Genomic DNA, 15,204 nt, shown 5'->3' on the forward strand with positions numbered 1-15,204 from the left:
TATTTTGCAGATTTCGGATGTTGCAATCGGTAAATGTTAAGTTTTACTACAGGATTTAACATCTGCGCCTATGCCCTATTCCCTTATCCTTAGGATAAGCGGTTAAAATACATCTTAGCTTAAGGACTAGAGAATATTATGAGACTAGAAAGAGAAGATTTTGATTGGGCGGTACAACAAAACCTAATTACTGCCAGCCAAGCTGAAAATTTATGGACGGCTTTTATATCCCGTTATCCCCAAGAAGATGAAGTTAATCGCCCTCGCTTTAATTTTGCTAATGTAGCCTATTATTTTGGGGCATTAATTGTTATCTCTGCCCTGGGGTGGTTGATGAACGAAGCTTGGGAGAGTTTCGGTGGTGCAGGACTATTTTTTATCGCCCTGTTTTATGCAATTTGTTTTATTTTTGCGGGGAAAAATCTCTATTTTCAGCAAAATCTCAAAATCCCCGGCGGCCTTTTATTTACCATGGCAGTGGCAATGACTCCCTTAGCAATCTATGGTTTACAACGCTGGACAGGATACTGGCAAGCTGGAAATATGGCCATTTATCCAGATTTCTATACCTGGACTAAAGGCGGTTGGTTTTTAATGGAATTAGGCACGATTATCGCAGGATTAATAACTTTAAGATTTGTTAAATTTCCTTTTTTAACTGCACCGATTGCTTTTAGTCTGTGGTATATGTCAATGGACTTAACCTCTTTACTATTTGGAGAGAACGAATATACATGGAGACTGCGACTGTGGGTATCCTTTTGGTTTGGAATTGCCTGTTTAATAACTGCCTATTTAATTGATGTACGTCAGCGCCGTAGTCGGGGTGATTTTGCTTTTTGGCTGTACTTATTCGGATTAATTATGTTTTGGTTTAGTTTATCTCTCCTCATCGATGATAATGAAGCGCAACGATTTTTGTACTGTCTAATTAACTTGGGATTGATGTTATTATCCGTCCTGCTAAAAAGAAGATTATTTGTGGTTTTTGGAGGTATCGGAGTATTTGCCTATCTTTCCTATCTCTCCTATCGTATCTTTGCCGATTCAATTTTCTTTCCCTTTGCCCTAACCGTCCTAGGACTTGGTATTATCTATATGGGAGTTTTGTATCAGCGTCATTACCAAACCATGGCTAGATTTATTGAAAGTTATATCCCTCTCGAATGGCGCAATTTATTACCCAAAGATCGATAATTAGGAGAAATGGGGATATGGGGAAATGGGGAGATTCAACTAAAAAAAACCAACACCCCAACACCCCAACACCCCAACACCCGACACCATCTTTTTTACTTTTATGAAAATACTTATCGTTGACGATGAAAAAGAATTAACCGAACCCTTAGAACAAATTCTTGCTCAAGAAGGCTATGAAGTTGATATTGCTGATAATGGTCGGACGGGGTTAGAATTGGCACAAGAGAATAATTATGACCTCTTAATTCTCGATTGGATGTTACCCCAGCAATCCGGATTACAAATCTGTCAATATTTACGCAATCAAGGGGACACCACTCCCGTTTTATTTCTAACCGCTAAGGATACCATAGACGATCGAGTGGCGGGATTAGATGCCGGTGCTGATGATTATTTAGTCAAACCCTTTCAACTGCGAGAATTATTAGCGAGAGTCCGCGCTTTATTGCGTCGTTCTCCCAATTTTGAAGCTAGTAATAGCAGTAAATTAAAATGTGCTGATTTAGAACTCGATAGCGAAAATCAAGTGGCCTATCGTCACGGTCGCACGATCAGTTTATCAGCAAAAGAAATACAATTGTTAACTTTATTTATGACCCATCCGGGGCAACTTCTCACCCATGAACAAATTTATCAGCATCTCTGGTCAGAAGGAGAGCAACCTAATAGTAATGTGGTTCCTGCCCTGATGCGCTTGCTGCGTCGTAAAATCGAAGCGGACGGAGAAACACCTCTAATTAATACTGTCTATGGGAAAGGCTACCGTTTCGGGGAAAATTAGGGAATGCTGAAGGATAATGAGAATAAGTAGCTGGTTATAATTAAATTAAAAATGGATTTTAGGTTCGATCCCCCCTGCCCCCCTTGATAAGGGGGGATTAAGGGGGTATCCCCCCTTAATAAGGGGGCATCTGATAATTTTTAACGCCTACCTACTTAGCAACTGATTACTGATTACTGATATATGTTATCCTGCCTACAAATTGAAAATTTTACCCTCATCGATCGCTTAGAATTAACTTTCGGCAGCGGATTAAATGTACTGACCGGTGAGACGGGGGCAGGAAAATCGATTATATTAGATGCGATCGATATTGTTCTCGGTGGTAAAGTCAATCATCGCGTCATCCGTCAGGGAAGCCAACAATCAACCCTAGAAGCGACTTTTTCTCTGACTCCAGAATTAATTGCTTGGCTAGAAAGTCAGGAAATTGACCTATTAGAGGATAATAGTCTGACCATCAGCCGGGAATTAGTGATTACTAATAATTCCTTGCGTTCTCGCTCTCGGATTAACGGAGTCGTCGCTAATCGCCAACAAATGGCGCAAATAAGAGATTTTTTGGTAGAAATCACCGCTCAAGGTCAAACAGTTCAGTTAATGGACGCTAATCGACAGAGGGAATTATTAGATCTCTACGGGGGTGAATCCCTGCTGCAGCAGCGGGAAAAGGTAGCCACAGCCTACGCTAACTGGCAAGAAAGCAAGAATATTTTCAATAATAGATTGCAATCGGAACAAAATCGCCTACAGAGATTAGATTTATTAGAATATCAACTAAAAGAACTAGAATCAGCTAATTTAACTGACGCTAACGAGTTGGAACAGTTAGAACAGGAAAGAAACCGACTCTCCCACGGTGTCGATTTACAAAATTCCAGCTATCAAGTCTATCAACTACTCTACCAAAATGATCGCGATCAACCCGCCGTCGCTGATTTGTTAGGAAAAGCTGAAAATATCTTGACAAATATGATGGTTTATGATAGCAGTTTAGAGCCGATTTTAGAGATGGTGCGATCGGCATTAAATCAGGTGGTGGAAGCGGGACAGGAAATCAACGTTTATGGGGATAGTCTAGAGGCAGATCCGGAGAGATTGAACGAGATAGAAGAGAGAATTGTCCAACTTAAGCGCATTTGTCGCAAATATGGCCCAAGTTTAGCCGAAGCGATCGATTATTATCAGAAATTACAGCAGGAATTAGCGGAGTTGACGGGAGAAGGACAATCGATTGAGGAATTAGAAAAAATTTGTCAGCAACAGGAAAAAATCTATCAAGAAACTAGCACCCAGTTGACCTTTTTGCGACAAGAAACCGCTAGTCAACTAGAAAAACAATTGGTACAGGAATTAAAACCTTTAGCCATGGAAAAGGTGATTTTTGTCTGTCGGATTGACCCGGGTAATCCTAGCAGTCTGGGAGTCGATCAAGTGGTCTTTTATTTTAGTCCCAATCCGGGGGAAAAAATCCAACCTTTATCCAGTACCGCTTCCGGAGGAGAAATGAGTCGTTTTCTCCTAGCGTTAAAGTCCTGTTTTTCCCAATCCCAATCGGCAGCAGCCACCCTAATTTTTGACGAAATTGATGCGGGAGTATCGGGAAAAGTTGCCCAAGCAATTGCCGATAAATTAGATCAATTAGGTCAACAATATCAGGTTTTATGCGTCACTCATCAACCCTTAGTGGCTGCTTTAGCTGATCACCATTTTCGCGTTTATAAACAAATGATTGCCGAAGATGATTCCACTAATCTCTCGGAAATTCGCACGGTTGTCCGGGTTACTTCTCTCGATAATCGTCAGACGAGAAGGGAAGAATTGGCACAATTAACGGGAGGAAATTCGGCAGCGGCTGCCATCGCTTTTGCCGAGTCTTTATTGGAGAAAGCGGCTGCAAAAAAACAGCAGGATTTAACCTTGAAATTGACTGATTAACCAACGTCCTACCTGACTTTGATCTCTGGTGCGTGCCTGTTGTAAAGCTGACTCTAAAACCGCAAGTTTTAAATTAGGTAAAACCTTTGATATATCAATTCTTTTACTACCTCGATCGATTATTTCAAAGGCGAATATTTGAGGATCATCTACCTTAACACTCCAGTATTCACTAACCCCTAATTCTTCATAGAGTAAGCGTTTATTACCTAAGTCATCATTAAGGGTAGATTTTGAGATTTCAATGACTAAATCTGGTGGGGGATACTGATTCAAATCAATAATCGAAGTACCGTAGGGAATCAGATTAGCTTTCTCGGCAAAATAATAAGATATATCCGGTTGAACTTCTCGATAACCAGACCTGCGAAAACTGCAATTATCTTTGGCATTAAAGGTCAGATTTTTTAGGGTGGCATAGAGACTAACAGCGAAGATCAAAATAGCATGATCGCTGGCATGATCGTTACCAATAGGAGTCATTTCTAATCGATAATAGCCATTGTAATAATAACTTTTTCCTTGATTTTCTGGGAAGTTTTTAATTGCTTCTAAGTATTCTTCCCAACTAGCTTTAATCCATAAATCTGTCGAGATAGTAGTTTCTAGCTGTTGCATAATATTAGCCTCGATTTTATGTAGTTAACCTTGAAATTGAGTGATTAACCAACGTCCCACCTGACTTTGATCTCTGGTGCGTGCCTGTTGTAAAGCTGACTCTAAAACCGCAAGTTTTAAATTAGGTAAAACCTTTGATATATCAATTCTTTTGCTACCTCGATCGATTATTTCAAAAGCGAATATTTGAGGGTCATCTACCTTAACACTCCAGTATTCACTAACCCCTAATTCTTCATAGAGTAAGCGTTTATTGCCTAGGTCATCATTGAGGGTAGATCTTGAGATTTCAATGACTAAATCTGGTGGGGGATACTGATTTAAATCAATAATCGAAGTCCCATTTGGTATCAGATTCGCTTTCTCTCCTAGATAGTAAGATATATCTGGCTGCACTTCTCTAATTCCTCTTTTACGATAAGAACAAGTAGGGAGTCCTTGAAAAGGAATTTCTTTGAGGATAGCGTAGAGACTCACCCCCAAAAAGACAACGTGATGATCTCTAGCGTGTTCAAATCCAATAGGAGTCATTTCTAATCGATAATAGCCATTGTAATAATAACTTTTTCCTTGATTTTCTGGGAAGTTTTTAATTGCTGCTAAGTATTCTTCCCAACTACCTTTAATCCATCGGTCAGTTATCCCCCTAGTTTCTAACTGTTGCATAGTTATCCGATCCCCCTTTGAACTTTTGCTGTAATTATAGCAATTATTGCTTAAATCAGAACCAGGGAACCGAGCAAGTATAATGATAGAATAGGTTAATCGAGGAAAAATTAGCCCAATTATGACCACAACTTATGATTATATAATTATCGGTGGTGGTATCACCGGTTCTGCCTTAAGTTATGAACTAGCTAACCTAGGCAGTCGAGTCCTCTTATTAGAAAAAGAAACCCATCCCCTCAACGCCACTTTCTACAGTTACGGAGGTTTAGCCTATTGGTCGGCCACCACAGAAATCCAGAGAAAATTATATCAAGAAGGTCGAGAAATTCAGCGCAATTTATCCCAGGAATTGGGCATAGATAACGAATACCGGGACATAGACTTAATTCTCACCGTTAACCCCGAAGATGACCCAGCTACTGTGGCCGAAAAATTTGCTATCTTTGCTATTACTCCCGAAATTCTCGATCCGCAAGCAGCGATCGCTTTAGAACCCCTATTAAATCCTGCAGCTATCTCCGGAGTTTTACGACTGCCCCACGGTCACATCAACGCCGAAAAAACTAATCTTGCCTATCAACAAGCTTTTCTGCGTCTGGGAGGCACGATTATTCGGGAAGCTGTCATCGAATTAATTGAAACTGCATCGAGAATTACCGGCGTAAAAACTCCTAAAAATAATTATTCTGCTGGGGAAACTATCGTCTGTGCGGGGGGATTAACCCGGTCTTTACTGCAAAAATCCGGTATTACTGCTCCCGTCTATTTTACCCATGCCCAGGTGATCAAAATTCCCCCCACTGAGATCAAATTAAACACCCTAGTTATGCCCGCAATTCCTGCCAGATTGCTATTAGAGCAAAAAATCACCCAACTAGAAAAGCAGGGCATTTGGCAGAGAGAAACCCCAGAAATAATTGCCAGTGTTTTAGAAACGGGAGCGGTACAATTCCGGGATCAAAGTCTTTATCTAGGGCAAATTAGCGCCATTATCACCGATCCAGAGGCGATTTTAAACCCTCTGGCTGGAGAAAAAGCAATACGGGCCGCCGTGGGGACATTGCTGCCCTCTTTAGCCGCTCTCCCCGGCAGCTGTCATCATTGTCTAGTGGCTTTTGCTCCCTCGGGACGGCCTCTAGTGGGAGCGATCGCCGATAAAGTGGGATTGCAGGTATTTTCTGGCTTTACCAGTACACTTGTGTCGGCTCCGCCCCTGGCCCGACGTTTCGCGCGTCATCTGCTGGGGGAAAATGACGAGATAATTACGAGAGAAATTAACTGATGGTTGCAATTAATCCTAATCGACTTTTTCCAACTGCCAAAGAATTTGGTTTCCCTCGCGTCTGACCCGGGAGATTACCCAATTTCGCCACGGCCAATGGTCGCCGCGACTGGTAACGGCCCCTGGATTAATATCCATTAAATCGGCCACTTCGGCGCTGGTAATCAAATAACCGCGATTGGCCACTTCATCGGCAATGCGTAGGGTTTCGATCAGATGTCTTAGCTGGTCAACTCTTTCTCCCCGGGGTAATTGGATTTCATCGCCAGCGCTATTAGGTGGTTCATTCATGGTGATGGTCTGGTCAAAGTTGATTAACAATAAAAATTGTCGGTTAAGGCAAACAATCAAGCTTCCCCTATCGTTATTCTATCGATTTCATCGGAAATTTTGGGTCTGAAACCCCGCCGTTCTAGGTTGGCTTTACGTTAGAATTAAAAGGCCAGTCTCGAAAACCAAGTGGACGGCGCAGCACCTTGAAAACTCGGCTTAGGGGGTTCCGACCAGAAAAGCTTGGCCGGGTAAAAAGTCGCGCGCAACAAGTACAAGAAGCTATAGGCGGTCAACGTACCGTGGGACACACGGAATCGGGCTTCTGAAATGGGGCGAAAGTCTGTGGACTCTGTGTAAGACAGTACATGGTTTTTTAACTGTGGTATGCGACGGTGGTGGAAGCAGAAACTTAAATCGTGAGGTTTAGGAATCGCCGCACTTTTAGGGCGGCGAGGATGTCAACAATAATAGTCCTCATCAAAACAGTCCTATCTCCTCGAATCTTACCGTCACATCTTTACTAAAACCCCAAAAACCCCTTGACAAAAAACACAGAATATAGTATGTAAATCAGGGAAAGTGGTTAGCGGTTACTGATAACTGATCACTGATAACTGATAACTGAAAATAACTGCTATAAAATTGGACTAGCCTTTTTCCCCAGAAAAAAATCCCCATCCATGACCTTAATCCTCTACAACACCCTCAGTCGTCGCGAAGAACCCTTTACCCCCCTCATCCCCGGCATTGTCTCCATGTATTGCTGCGGCATTACCGTCTATGATTATTGCCATTTGGGTCATGCGCGTACCTGTGTGGTTTGGGATGTGGTGCGGCGTTATTTGGAGTATCTCGGTTATAAAGTGCGCTATATTCAGAATTTCACCGATATTGACGATAAAATTCTCAATCGGGCTAAAAATGAACATACCACCATGGCAGCCGTAGCCGAGAAATTTATCGAGGCCTACTTTGAGGATATGGCAAAATTAGGAGTCAGACCGGCGGACGCTTATCCCCGGGCCACTCATACCCTCGACGGTATCAAGCGCCTAGTCTACGAATTAGAACAAAAAGGCTATGCTTACCCCAGCGATGGCGATGTTTACTACTCCGTCCGTCGTTTTTCTGATTATGGCAAACTATCAGGGCGAAAACTGGATGATCTACAAGCCGGCGCCAGCGGCCGGGTAGAAACCGACGACCCGGAAGCAATTAAAAAACAAGACCCCTTTGATTTTGCCCTCTGGAAGGGGGCAAAACCGGGGGAACCTAGTTGGGATTCTCCCTGGGGCCAAGGTCGTCCGGGCTGGCATATTAAATGTTCGGCCATGGTCAAAGAACAATTGGGAGAAACTATCGATATTCATGTGGGGGGAAGTGATCTGATTTTTCCCCACCACGAAAACGAAATTGCCCAAAGTGAAGCGGCTACGGGTAAACCTCTGGCCCAATATTGGTTACATAATGGCATGGTTAAGGTGGCCGGGGAAAAAATGTCAAAATCCCTCGGTAATTTCATCACTATTCGCGAGTTATTGGCAAAATATGACCCCTTAGCCGTGAGATTATTAATTTTAGGCGCCCAATACCGCAAACCGATTGATTTTTCCGATGAGGGATTGCAGGCGGCCACTAATGGCTGGCATACTTTACAAGAGGGTTTATCCTTTGGTTATAAGCATCTTCAGCAAGATAATCCCGGAATTACCGACCAAGAGCTAGAAAATCGCTTTCAAGAGGCGGTAAATCACGATTTTAACTTTGCCGGTGGTTTAGCAGTGTTATTTGAAATCGCTAAGGAATTACGCAAGGAGGGTAATAATTTAACCCATGCGGGTAAGACAGACAGCAATCTGGCCCAATTAGCGGTAAAATGGCATACTTTGGTGAAATTGTCTAGGGTTTTGGGCTTAGAAATTGCCGCTGACCAGGGAGAAACCCCTGTTTCTGAGGGAATTAGTGCAGCGGAAATCGAAAATCTCATCCAACAACGGACAGAGGCAAAAAAAGCGAAAAATTACGCCGAAAGCGATCGCATTCGTGCAGAATTAAAAGCCCAAGGCATTACTTTAATCGACCAACCCGGGGGAGTGACTAAATGGTTAAGAGAGGGAGACTAGAAATTCTTTGACCACTTCCTCCACCCTGCGATTGCGTCCATCCACCTGATAGTTTAATTTCTGCATAGTGCTGGAGGTAATTTTGCCGGTGAGTTTGGCTAAAACCTGTCGCAATTGCGGATATTTTTGCAAACTATCCCGGTTAAAAATCGGTACCGCTTCGTAGGGAGGAAAATAGCGTTGATCATCTTCTAGGATGACTAAATCTAGCACGGGAATTAAGCCATCGGTGGAATTTCCCGCCACTAAATCCACCTGTTTTTCGGCTAAAGCGCGGTACATTAACCCTAAATCCATCACTTTCGGGGGTCGGGCAAAAGTTAGACCGTAGGTCTTCGCTAATCCCTTGTAACCGTCTTCCCTTTCCAAAAATTCATAACCAAAACCCGCTTGCCAATTGGGGGTATATTTAGCCACCTGCGAGAGAGTTTTAAGATTGTATTGACTGGCGGTTTCTCCCCGGATAACAATGGCGAAAGTATTCTCGAATCCTAAACTGGGAAACACTTCTAGATTAAATTTTTCTGGATAAATCTCTTGCAGCTTTTCAAAGACTAATCGGGCATCGTTAAGGGGTTTTTCTTGCAAAATTCCCGTGAAAGCCGTGCCAGAATACTCCACATAACCGTCGATTTTACCCGCTTTCACCGCTTCATGACAGATCAGAGTACCACCGAGATTAAATTGACGTTCAACCCGTAAATTCGTCTCTTTTTCGATTTCCTGTGCCAAAATTTCCCCTAAAATCACCTGTTCGGTAAAATTTTTGGAACCGATCACCACTGTGCCGGGGGATGAATGGAAAATTTGAGTCAAGAGGAAAGATAGCAAGGCCAACCCAATTAAACCTAATCCCCATTGCCATTTAGAGGGCTTTTTCGGACGTTGCGAAGGGGAAAAGGTCTTTTCTAGCCGACCGAGACTCCAATCGGCAACAAGGGCTAAAAAAGCGGCAGGAATTGCCCCCGCCAAAATTAACTGATTGTTGACCGTGGCAATACCGCGAAAAATAAACACTCCCAAACCACCGCCACCAATGGCAGCTGCGATCGTAGCCACACCGATAGCAATCACCGTTGCAATTCTCACTCCTGCCAAAATCGTCGCCCCGGCTAGGGGTAATTCGATATAGCGCAGGATTTGACCGTCGGTCATGCCTAGGGATAACCCGGCTAATTTTAATTCGGGATCAACTTTTTTGATGCCCAGATAGGTATTTAAAACAATTGGCAGTAAAGTATAGAGAGTTAGGGCAACAATAGCGGGAATTTTGCCGATTCCTCCCAAAAAAGGCACGGAAATTAAAAAACCAAATAGGGCTAAACTGGGGATAGTCTGTAGGGTGTTAACGATCGCTATAATCGGTGGGGCGAGAATAGCTTGACGACTAATTAAAATACCTAGAGGAATCCCGATTAAGCTACCCATAGCCATGGCTATTCCCGTCAAGAAAAGATGCTCTCCTGTGCGAAAAGCGATTTCCCCCCCATAATCTAGCCAAAAACTATCCATAAACTTCCCTTAAAGCGGCTGGTTCATCCTATTGTATAGAATAAATGGGATCTATTAGTTCCAGTCTTGATTTAAAGATTCTATCACCATCTTGACATTATTTCCTCCCTAAAGACCAATGACTAACAAATTTAATCCTCGGGCTAAAACTGTTGCCGATTGGGCCTATATCGGTATTGATAAACATTTTCATAAAGTTCTTAAACACGAAGCTGGGGTTTTACTCGATCAGGATACGGAAGAATTACATCAAATTCGTGTGGGAATGCGTCGTCTTCGCAGTACCTTAACCGGTTTTGCACTCGCTTTAACCATGCCGAAATCTGCCGATCAAAAACGGGTGGGTAATCTGGGCAGAATTTTAGGAGAATTGCGGGATTTAGATGTGTTAAAAGAGGCTTTTATCGGTCATTATCAGCCAATTTTGCCCCCGCAAGAACAGGATTTACTGAAGAAAGTTTTACAAGTTCTCGAACAACAAAGAAAAAAGGCATTTGCTAAGGTAGAAAAGCTGTTAAAGTCCGATAAATTTCTCAATTTTAAGGCAGATTTTGCCAGTTGGTTGGATAATCCCACCTATCAACCGATAGGAAAATTAGATATTGCCACGGTTTTACCAGACTTATTATTACCGCAAGCGAGTCGCTTTTTACTGCACGAAGGCTGGTTAGTTGGGGTAAATTTAGAGGAAAATCAAAAAGTAAGAGAGTTTTCTAGTCAAGAAATTGATGACTTATTGGAAAAAGAAGGATTATTGCTGCACGATCTCCGCAAAGAAGCCAAGCGTTCCCGCTATAATATGGAGTTATTTACTCAGTTTTATGGCGACAAATATCAAGAGTACCTAGAAGATATTAAAAATCTTCAAAGTATTCTCGGAGAAATGCAGGATTGTTGTGTTCTCTCGGATTTTCTTAGCCAAATTTTCCCCAATTGTCTGGCTAGGGAAATGCCCACCTTACTCGAAATTTTCCAAAATATCCGTCACCAAAAATGGCAAGAATGGCAACCCTTACAAAAGAAATTCCTTGACGCTGACACCAGAAAAAGTCTGCACCAGACAATTTTACAGCCTATTTTTCGTCCAAATAGTGTAAAATTGGAAACTAATCCAGAATCCTGAGATTAGGAACCGATGAATTTTTTTCAAAAGTTAAACCACGCCATTAGTCAAAACCAGACTCTACTTGTCCTCGGTTTAGATGCTAACCCCGAAATGATGCCCTCCACCCCGGGAGAATTAATCGTTAATTTAGAACAGTGGCTCAAGTTTATTATCGATGAAACTGCCCCTTTTGTCTGTGCCTACAAACCAACTTTAGGCTTTTATCAAGCTTTGGGAGCGGCAGGGTTAGAATTATTACAGCGAATTTTAACGGCAATTCCCCCTCATATCCCGGTAATTTTGGATGCTAAACACGGTGATATTAATACCAGCAGTGTTTTAGCCGAGACTATCTTTAAAACTTGGCAGGTGGACGCGGTTACTCTCAATCCCTACTCCGGACAGGATCACGTTGCTCCTTTTTTAGTTTACCCCGAGCATGGCGCTTTTATCCTCTGTCATACTTCCAATCAAGGCGCGATTAATCTGCAAGAATTCCCCAGTCGCGACAATCCTTTTTATCTGCAAGTTGTCAAAGAAGCTTGCACCTGGGGAACTCCCGAACAGGTGTTTTTAGAAGTGGGAACCACTCAACCAGAGATATTGAAAAGGATTCGCAATTTTGCTCCCGAAAGATTGATTTTATTACGCAGTATTTGGGAAGAAAAAAGTCAATTCTCCGAGTTAATTACTGTGGGTTTAAATAGTCATGGCGAGGGTTTATTAATTCCTGTACCCCAAGACTTTTTATCTCAACCCGATTTGGGGGCAAAAGTCAAGGATTTACGAGAGGAAGTCAACAAAATTCAACAAAATCACCAGCAAGAATCGAGCCAAGATGATACTTGGACTGCTAACGTTTGTCTTTTAAAACAACATCCTCATCAGGATTTAATTCTACAATTATTTGATATTGGCTGCTTGATGTTTGGCGACTATGTGCAAGCATCGGGAGAAACTTTTTCCTATTATATCGATCTGAGAAAAATTATCTCTAATCCTAATATTTTTCAGCAGGTAATTGAAGCCTATGGAGAAATATTAAAAACCTTGACATTTGACCGCATTTCTGGTATCCCCTACGGCTCTTTACCCACAGCTACGGGTTTATCTTTATTATTAAATCATCCGATGATTTTCCCCCGCAAAGAAGTAAAAGCTCACGGCACAAGAAGAGTAATTGAAGGTAATTTTCAAGTGGGGGAAACCGTGGTAGTAGTGGACGATATTTTAATTTCTGGCAAAAGTGCGATCGAGGGGGCAGAAAAGATTAAATCGGCGGGATTATTAGTTAATGATATTGTGGTTTTTATCGACCATGGTGGCCCTGTTAAAGATAAACTTCGTAGCCATGGTTATCAACCTTATTCGGTTTTAACCCTAGCAGAAATTACCGATACTCTCTACGAAGCGGGAAGACTGACAGAAGCAGAATATAGCTGTTTTTTAAATCGCTCCCATTGATATTTAGGGTTTGCAGCAAAAAGTAGGGGCGAAGCATTCGGATAGAATATCTAGGGTTTCACCGATAGGTTATTGCCCGAATGCTTCGCCCCTACAGGACGCGGGCCGATGAAGAGGCCAGGTTTTGAACCACGATTCTCTCAAAATCTTGCACCTGTGGGAGCGAAACAGAACCCTAAAACCCTTACCTCGTCTATATTTCACATTTATTCAGCAAGCTCTACTTAGTTTCTAGCCTTCTTTTTCGGTAGGAGAATCGCCGAATCCTTTCTTGGAGCCTTTTGCCTTTTGCCTGTTGCCTGTTGCCTTCAGAAGCTGATCACTGATTACCGATCACTGGAAATTGTTAAGAAACTTGACTGCGTAAGACCTTTAAGGGATTGAGGAGCTTACCTTCTTCCTTTTCCTCAAAAATAGTTAAATCTTTCGGTTTACAACGTTTTATATGCAATTTAATCCCCTGCGCTCCTTCTGTTTTCAAATCTTCTTCGTAACCAGCTTGAGCGACTTCAGCCTCGTCTTTAGCGAGAAAAGGACCAAAATAATAAGTACATCTGGGATAGTCGGTTTTAATCTCGACCCAGTAGGCTAATCCGAACCTTTCGAGTAAGCTAATCAAAAATTCTTTCATTTCGTTCCCCATCTAAATCTACTCTGGTGGTTTTGTTACGTTTGTTTACATTTCGCAAACTTCCTTCCTATTCTATTTATACTTTCTCCTTTTGGCTATTGGGAGTGTCGAAAAATACAGATTCTCAGTCCGGGGAATTTTGCCAGCGTTGCCGGTAAACCTCGTAAAGAGCCATAGCCGCCGCCACCGAAGCATTGAGACTGGGGGTTTTGCCTGCCAAGGGGATAGATACCAACTCATCGCAGGACTTTTGGGCCAACAGACTCAAACCCTCTCCCTCCGAACCTACCACCAATCCTATCGCACCCGTTAAATTGATTGTGTGTAAAGATTTACCAGTTTTTGCCGCCGTGCCGTAGAGCCAAAAACCGGCCGCTTTTAATTCCTCTAAAGCACGATTGAGATTAACCACCCTAGCGACGGGTAAATATTCCAGGGCCCCCGCCGCCACTTTCATCACCGTCGATGTCACCCCGGCGGCGCGACGTTGGGGAATAACTACCCCCTGACAACCCATAGCTTCGGCGGTGCGAATGATTGCCCCAAGGTTATGGGGATCCGTAATACCTTCAGCGATGACGATGACGGGGTGGCGACTTTTGCCCTTAGCTTTTTCGATCAGATCGGCTAATTCGATATACTCATAGGGAGACATTTGGGCGGCGATCCCCTGATGATTGGCCTTACTGGTAATCTGATCGAGACGGAGATCGTCCACCTCATCAATTACCGTGCCGTTGGCTTTGGCTTTTTCCAAAAGGGTATGATAACGGGGATCGTAACGGAGTCGATTGACTACCCAAATCCGATTCAGTTGGCGCTCCTCCTCCATGGCCGTTAAAACTACCCGGCGACCGTAGAGCAGATCATCAGCTTCTTGGTTTTCTGGAGTTACTGTCGGGGATTTAGCCAGAATTGGCCCGGTTTTTGACCGCGAGGGCCGGCGAAAATTACTATTATCGGACTTGCTACGAAATGGTCGATCGCTCATGATTGCATGGATTAATAAAAGGGGGTCGGGAATAATAGTTAGTAAAAGTATAGTCAAATATAGACAGACTGAATTCCATTGCAGAAATTCCCTTCACTTTTACTTCGAGAGATTAATTCTCCTTGGGTGAACTACGCACCTCTCTATCCCATAGCAGTTAAACGCATTTGGGAATGCTTTTCGTAAAATACCTGAGGGCTATAATTCTAGTTTTTCTAATAGTTGATGTAATCTTGAGGGGTCTTGTAGATAAAGATAGCCGAACAGGGTTTCTAAACTGCTGGCCTGCTGATAGACTTGGGCTGTCAGACGACGACGTTTTCCCGTGACCGCATTGCGTCCCCGGCGCAGAATTTCTTTTTCTTGGTCCGTCAGATAGGGCTGCAGTTGCGCTAAATCTAAAGCCTGTTGTTCGGCCCTGACTTTGCCCACCACCTGAGCGTGATAGTCTCCCAGACGCTGGGGCGGCAGTAAATAATAGGTGCGGATGTATAATTCATAAACAGCATCCCCCAGATAGGCCAGAGAAGCGGGCGATAATCGGTCAAGACCCTCTAGGATTGGTGAACCCTGGCCACTGACCTGTAAGCGAAGTTTTTCGAGAGGAGATTCCACGA

The 15,204-nt window shown here is 43.0% G+C and carries 14 protein-coding genes and 1 pseudogene; 7 read left to right on the forward strand and 8 right to left on the reverse strand.

What is annotated here, in order from left to right:
- Nucleotides 1-138: 138 nt before the first annotated feature.
- The 3 genes from ACQY1Y_RS10495 (at nucleotide 139) to recN (ending at nucleotide 3,919) form a co-directional block, all read left to right on the forward strand.
- On the forward strand, nucleotides 139-1,197 hold the full coding sequence (locus tag ACQY1Y_RS10495) for a DUF2157 domain-containing protein (protein ID WP_430014526.1): 1,059 nt from the start codon (nucleotides 139-141) through the stop codon (nucleotides 1,195-1,197).
- A 103-nt stretch (nucleotides 1,198-1,300) separates the two neighbouring features.
- Nucleotides 1,301-1,981: a two-component system response regulator RppA gene (gene rppA, locus ACQY1Y_RS10500; protein ID WP_409886063.1), complete on the forward strand. Its 681-nt coding sequence runs from the start codon at nucleotides 1,301-1,303 to the stop codon at nucleotides 1,979-1,981.
- A gap of 183 nt (nucleotides 1,982-2,164) precedes the next feature.
- On the forward strand, nucleotides 2,165-3,919 hold the full coding sequence (gene recN, locus ACQY1Y_RS10505) for a DNA repair protein RecN (RefSeq protein ID WP_430014527.1): 1,755 nt from the start codon (nucleotides 2,165-2,167) through the stop codon (nucleotides 3,917-3,919).
- On the opposite strand, the gene ACQY1Y_RS10510 is transcribed toward recN, so the two are convergent.
- Together ACQY1Y_RS10510 and ACQY1Y_RS10515 are read right to left on the reverse strand one after the other, a co-directional pair.
- Nucleotides 3,896-4,537 (reverse strand): Uma2 family endonuclease, encoded by a 642-nt coding sequence (locus ACQY1Y_RS10510; protein WP_271935286.1) that lies wholly within the window; start codon nucleotides 4,535-4,537, stop codon nucleotides 3,896-3,898. The genes recN and ACQY1Y_RS10510 overlap by 24 nt on opposite strands.
- A gap of 24 nt (nucleotides 4,538-4,561) precedes the next feature.
- Nucleotides 4,562-5,203: a Uma2 family endonuclease gene (locus ACQY1Y_RS10515; RefSeq protein WP_430014528.1), complete on the reverse strand. Its 642-nt coding sequence runs from the start codon at nucleotides 5,201-5,203 to the stop codon at nucleotides 4,562-4,564.
- Between the two features lie 121 nt (nucleotides 5,204-5,324).
- On the opposite strand from ACQY1Y_RS10515, the gene ACQY1Y_RS10520 reads away from it, so the two are divergent.
- Nucleotides 5,325-6,488, forward strand: coding sequence for an NAD(P)/FAD-dependent oxidoreductase (locus ACQY1Y_RS10520; protein WP_430014529.1), 1,164 nt, complete (start codon nucleotides 5,325-5,327; stop codon nucleotides 6,486-6,488).
- A 15-nt stretch (nucleotides 6,489-6,503) separates the two neighbouring features.
- Here the strand turns inward: ACQY1Y_RS10520 and ACQY1Y_RS10525 are convergent, their stop codons facing one another.
- Nucleotides 6,504-6,779, reverse strand: coding sequence for a hypothetical protein (locus tag ACQY1Y_RS10525; protein ID WP_002732855.1), 276 nt, complete (start codon nucleotides 6,777-6,779; stop codon nucleotides 6,504-6,506).
- A 662-nt stretch (nucleotides 6,780-7,441) separates the two neighbouring features.
- Here ACQY1Y_RS10525 and cysS point away from each other — a divergent pair.
- Nucleotides 7,442-8,884: a cysteine--tRNA ligase gene (cysS, locus tag ACQY1Y_RS10530; protein ID WP_430014530.1), complete on the forward strand. Its 1,443-nt coding sequence runs from the start codon at nucleotides 7,442-7,444 to the stop codon at nucleotides 8,882-8,884.
- Here cysS and ACQY1Y_RS10535 read toward each other — a convergent pair.
- The gene (locus ACQY1Y_RS10535) at nucleotides 8,867-10,396 is read right to left on the reverse strand and encodes a glycine betaine ABC transporter substrate-binding protein (protein ID WP_430014531.1); all 1,530 of its coding nucleotides are present in this window, start codon (nucleotides 10,394-10,396) and stop codon (nucleotides 8,867-8,869) included. The two genes, cysS and ACQY1Y_RS10535, sit on opposite strands and share 18 nt — an antisense overlap.
- A gap of 118 nt (nucleotides 10,397-10,514) precedes the next feature.
- On the opposite strand from ACQY1Y_RS10535, the gene ACQY1Y_RS10540 reads away from it, so the two are divergent.
- Nucleotides 10,515-11,519, forward strand: coding sequence for a CHAD domain-containing protein (locus ACQY1Y_RS10540; RefSeq protein ID WP_430014532.1), 1,005 nt, complete (start codon nucleotides 10,515-10,517; stop codon nucleotides 11,517-11,519).
- A 12-nt stretch (nucleotides 11,520-11,531) separates the two neighbouring features.
- Nucleotides 11,532-12,965: a bifunctional orotidine-5'-phosphate decarboxylase/orotate phosphoribosyltransferase gene (locus ACQY1Y_RS10545; RefSeq protein WP_287232747.1), complete on the forward strand. Its 1,434-nt coding sequence runs from the start codon at nucleotides 11,532-11,534 to the stop codon at nucleotides 12,963-12,965.
- Nucleotides 12,966-13,311: 346 nt separating this feature from the next.
- On the opposite strand, the gene ACQY1Y_RS10550 is transcribed toward ACQY1Y_RS10545, so the two are convergent.
- The 4 genes and pseudogenes from ACQY1Y_RS10550 to ACQY1Y_RS10565 all read right to left on the reverse strand — a co-directional run bounded on the left by ACQY1Y_RS10550 (nucleotide 13,312) and on the right by ACQY1Y_RS10565 (nucleotide 15,202).
- Nucleotides 13,312-13,608: a DUF1816 domain-containing protein gene (locus ACQY1Y_RS10550; protein ID WP_002793968.1), complete on the reverse strand. Its 297-nt coding sequence runs from the start codon at nucleotides 13,606-13,608 to the stop codon at nucleotides 13,312-13,314.
- 112 nt (nucleotides 13,609-13,720) lie between these two features.
- On the reverse strand, nucleotides 13,721-14,587 hold the full coding sequence (gene rlmB, locus ACQY1Y_RS10555) for a 23S rRNA (guanosine(2251)-2'-O)-methyltransferase RlmB (protein ID WP_002733719.1): 867 nt from the start codon (nucleotides 14,585-14,587) through the stop codon (nucleotides 13,721-13,723).
- A 99-nt stretch (nucleotides 14,588-14,686) separates the two neighbouring features.
- Nucleotides 14,687-14,776, reverse strand: a pseudogene (locus tag ACQY1Y_RS10560) (IS200/IS605 family accessory protein TnpB-related protein); the annotation flags it as partial.
- 9 nt (nucleotides 14,777-14,785) lie between these two features.
- The gene (locus ACQY1Y_RS10565; RefSeq protein WP_002734315.1) at nucleotides 14,786-15,202 is read right to left on the reverse strand and encodes a Mini-ribonuclease 3; all 417 of its coding nucleotides are present in this window, start codon (nucleotides 15,200-15,202) and stop codon (nucleotides 14,786-14,788) included.
- Between the last annotated feature and the right edge of the window lie 2 nt (nucleotides 15,203-15,204).

Source organism: Microcystis ichthyoblabe FBCC-A1114 (assembly GCF_050500245.1).
GTDB classification, from domain to species: Bacteria; Cyanobacteriota; Cyanobacteriia; order Cyanobacteriales; family Microcystaceae; genus Microcystis; species Microcystis ichthyoblabe_A.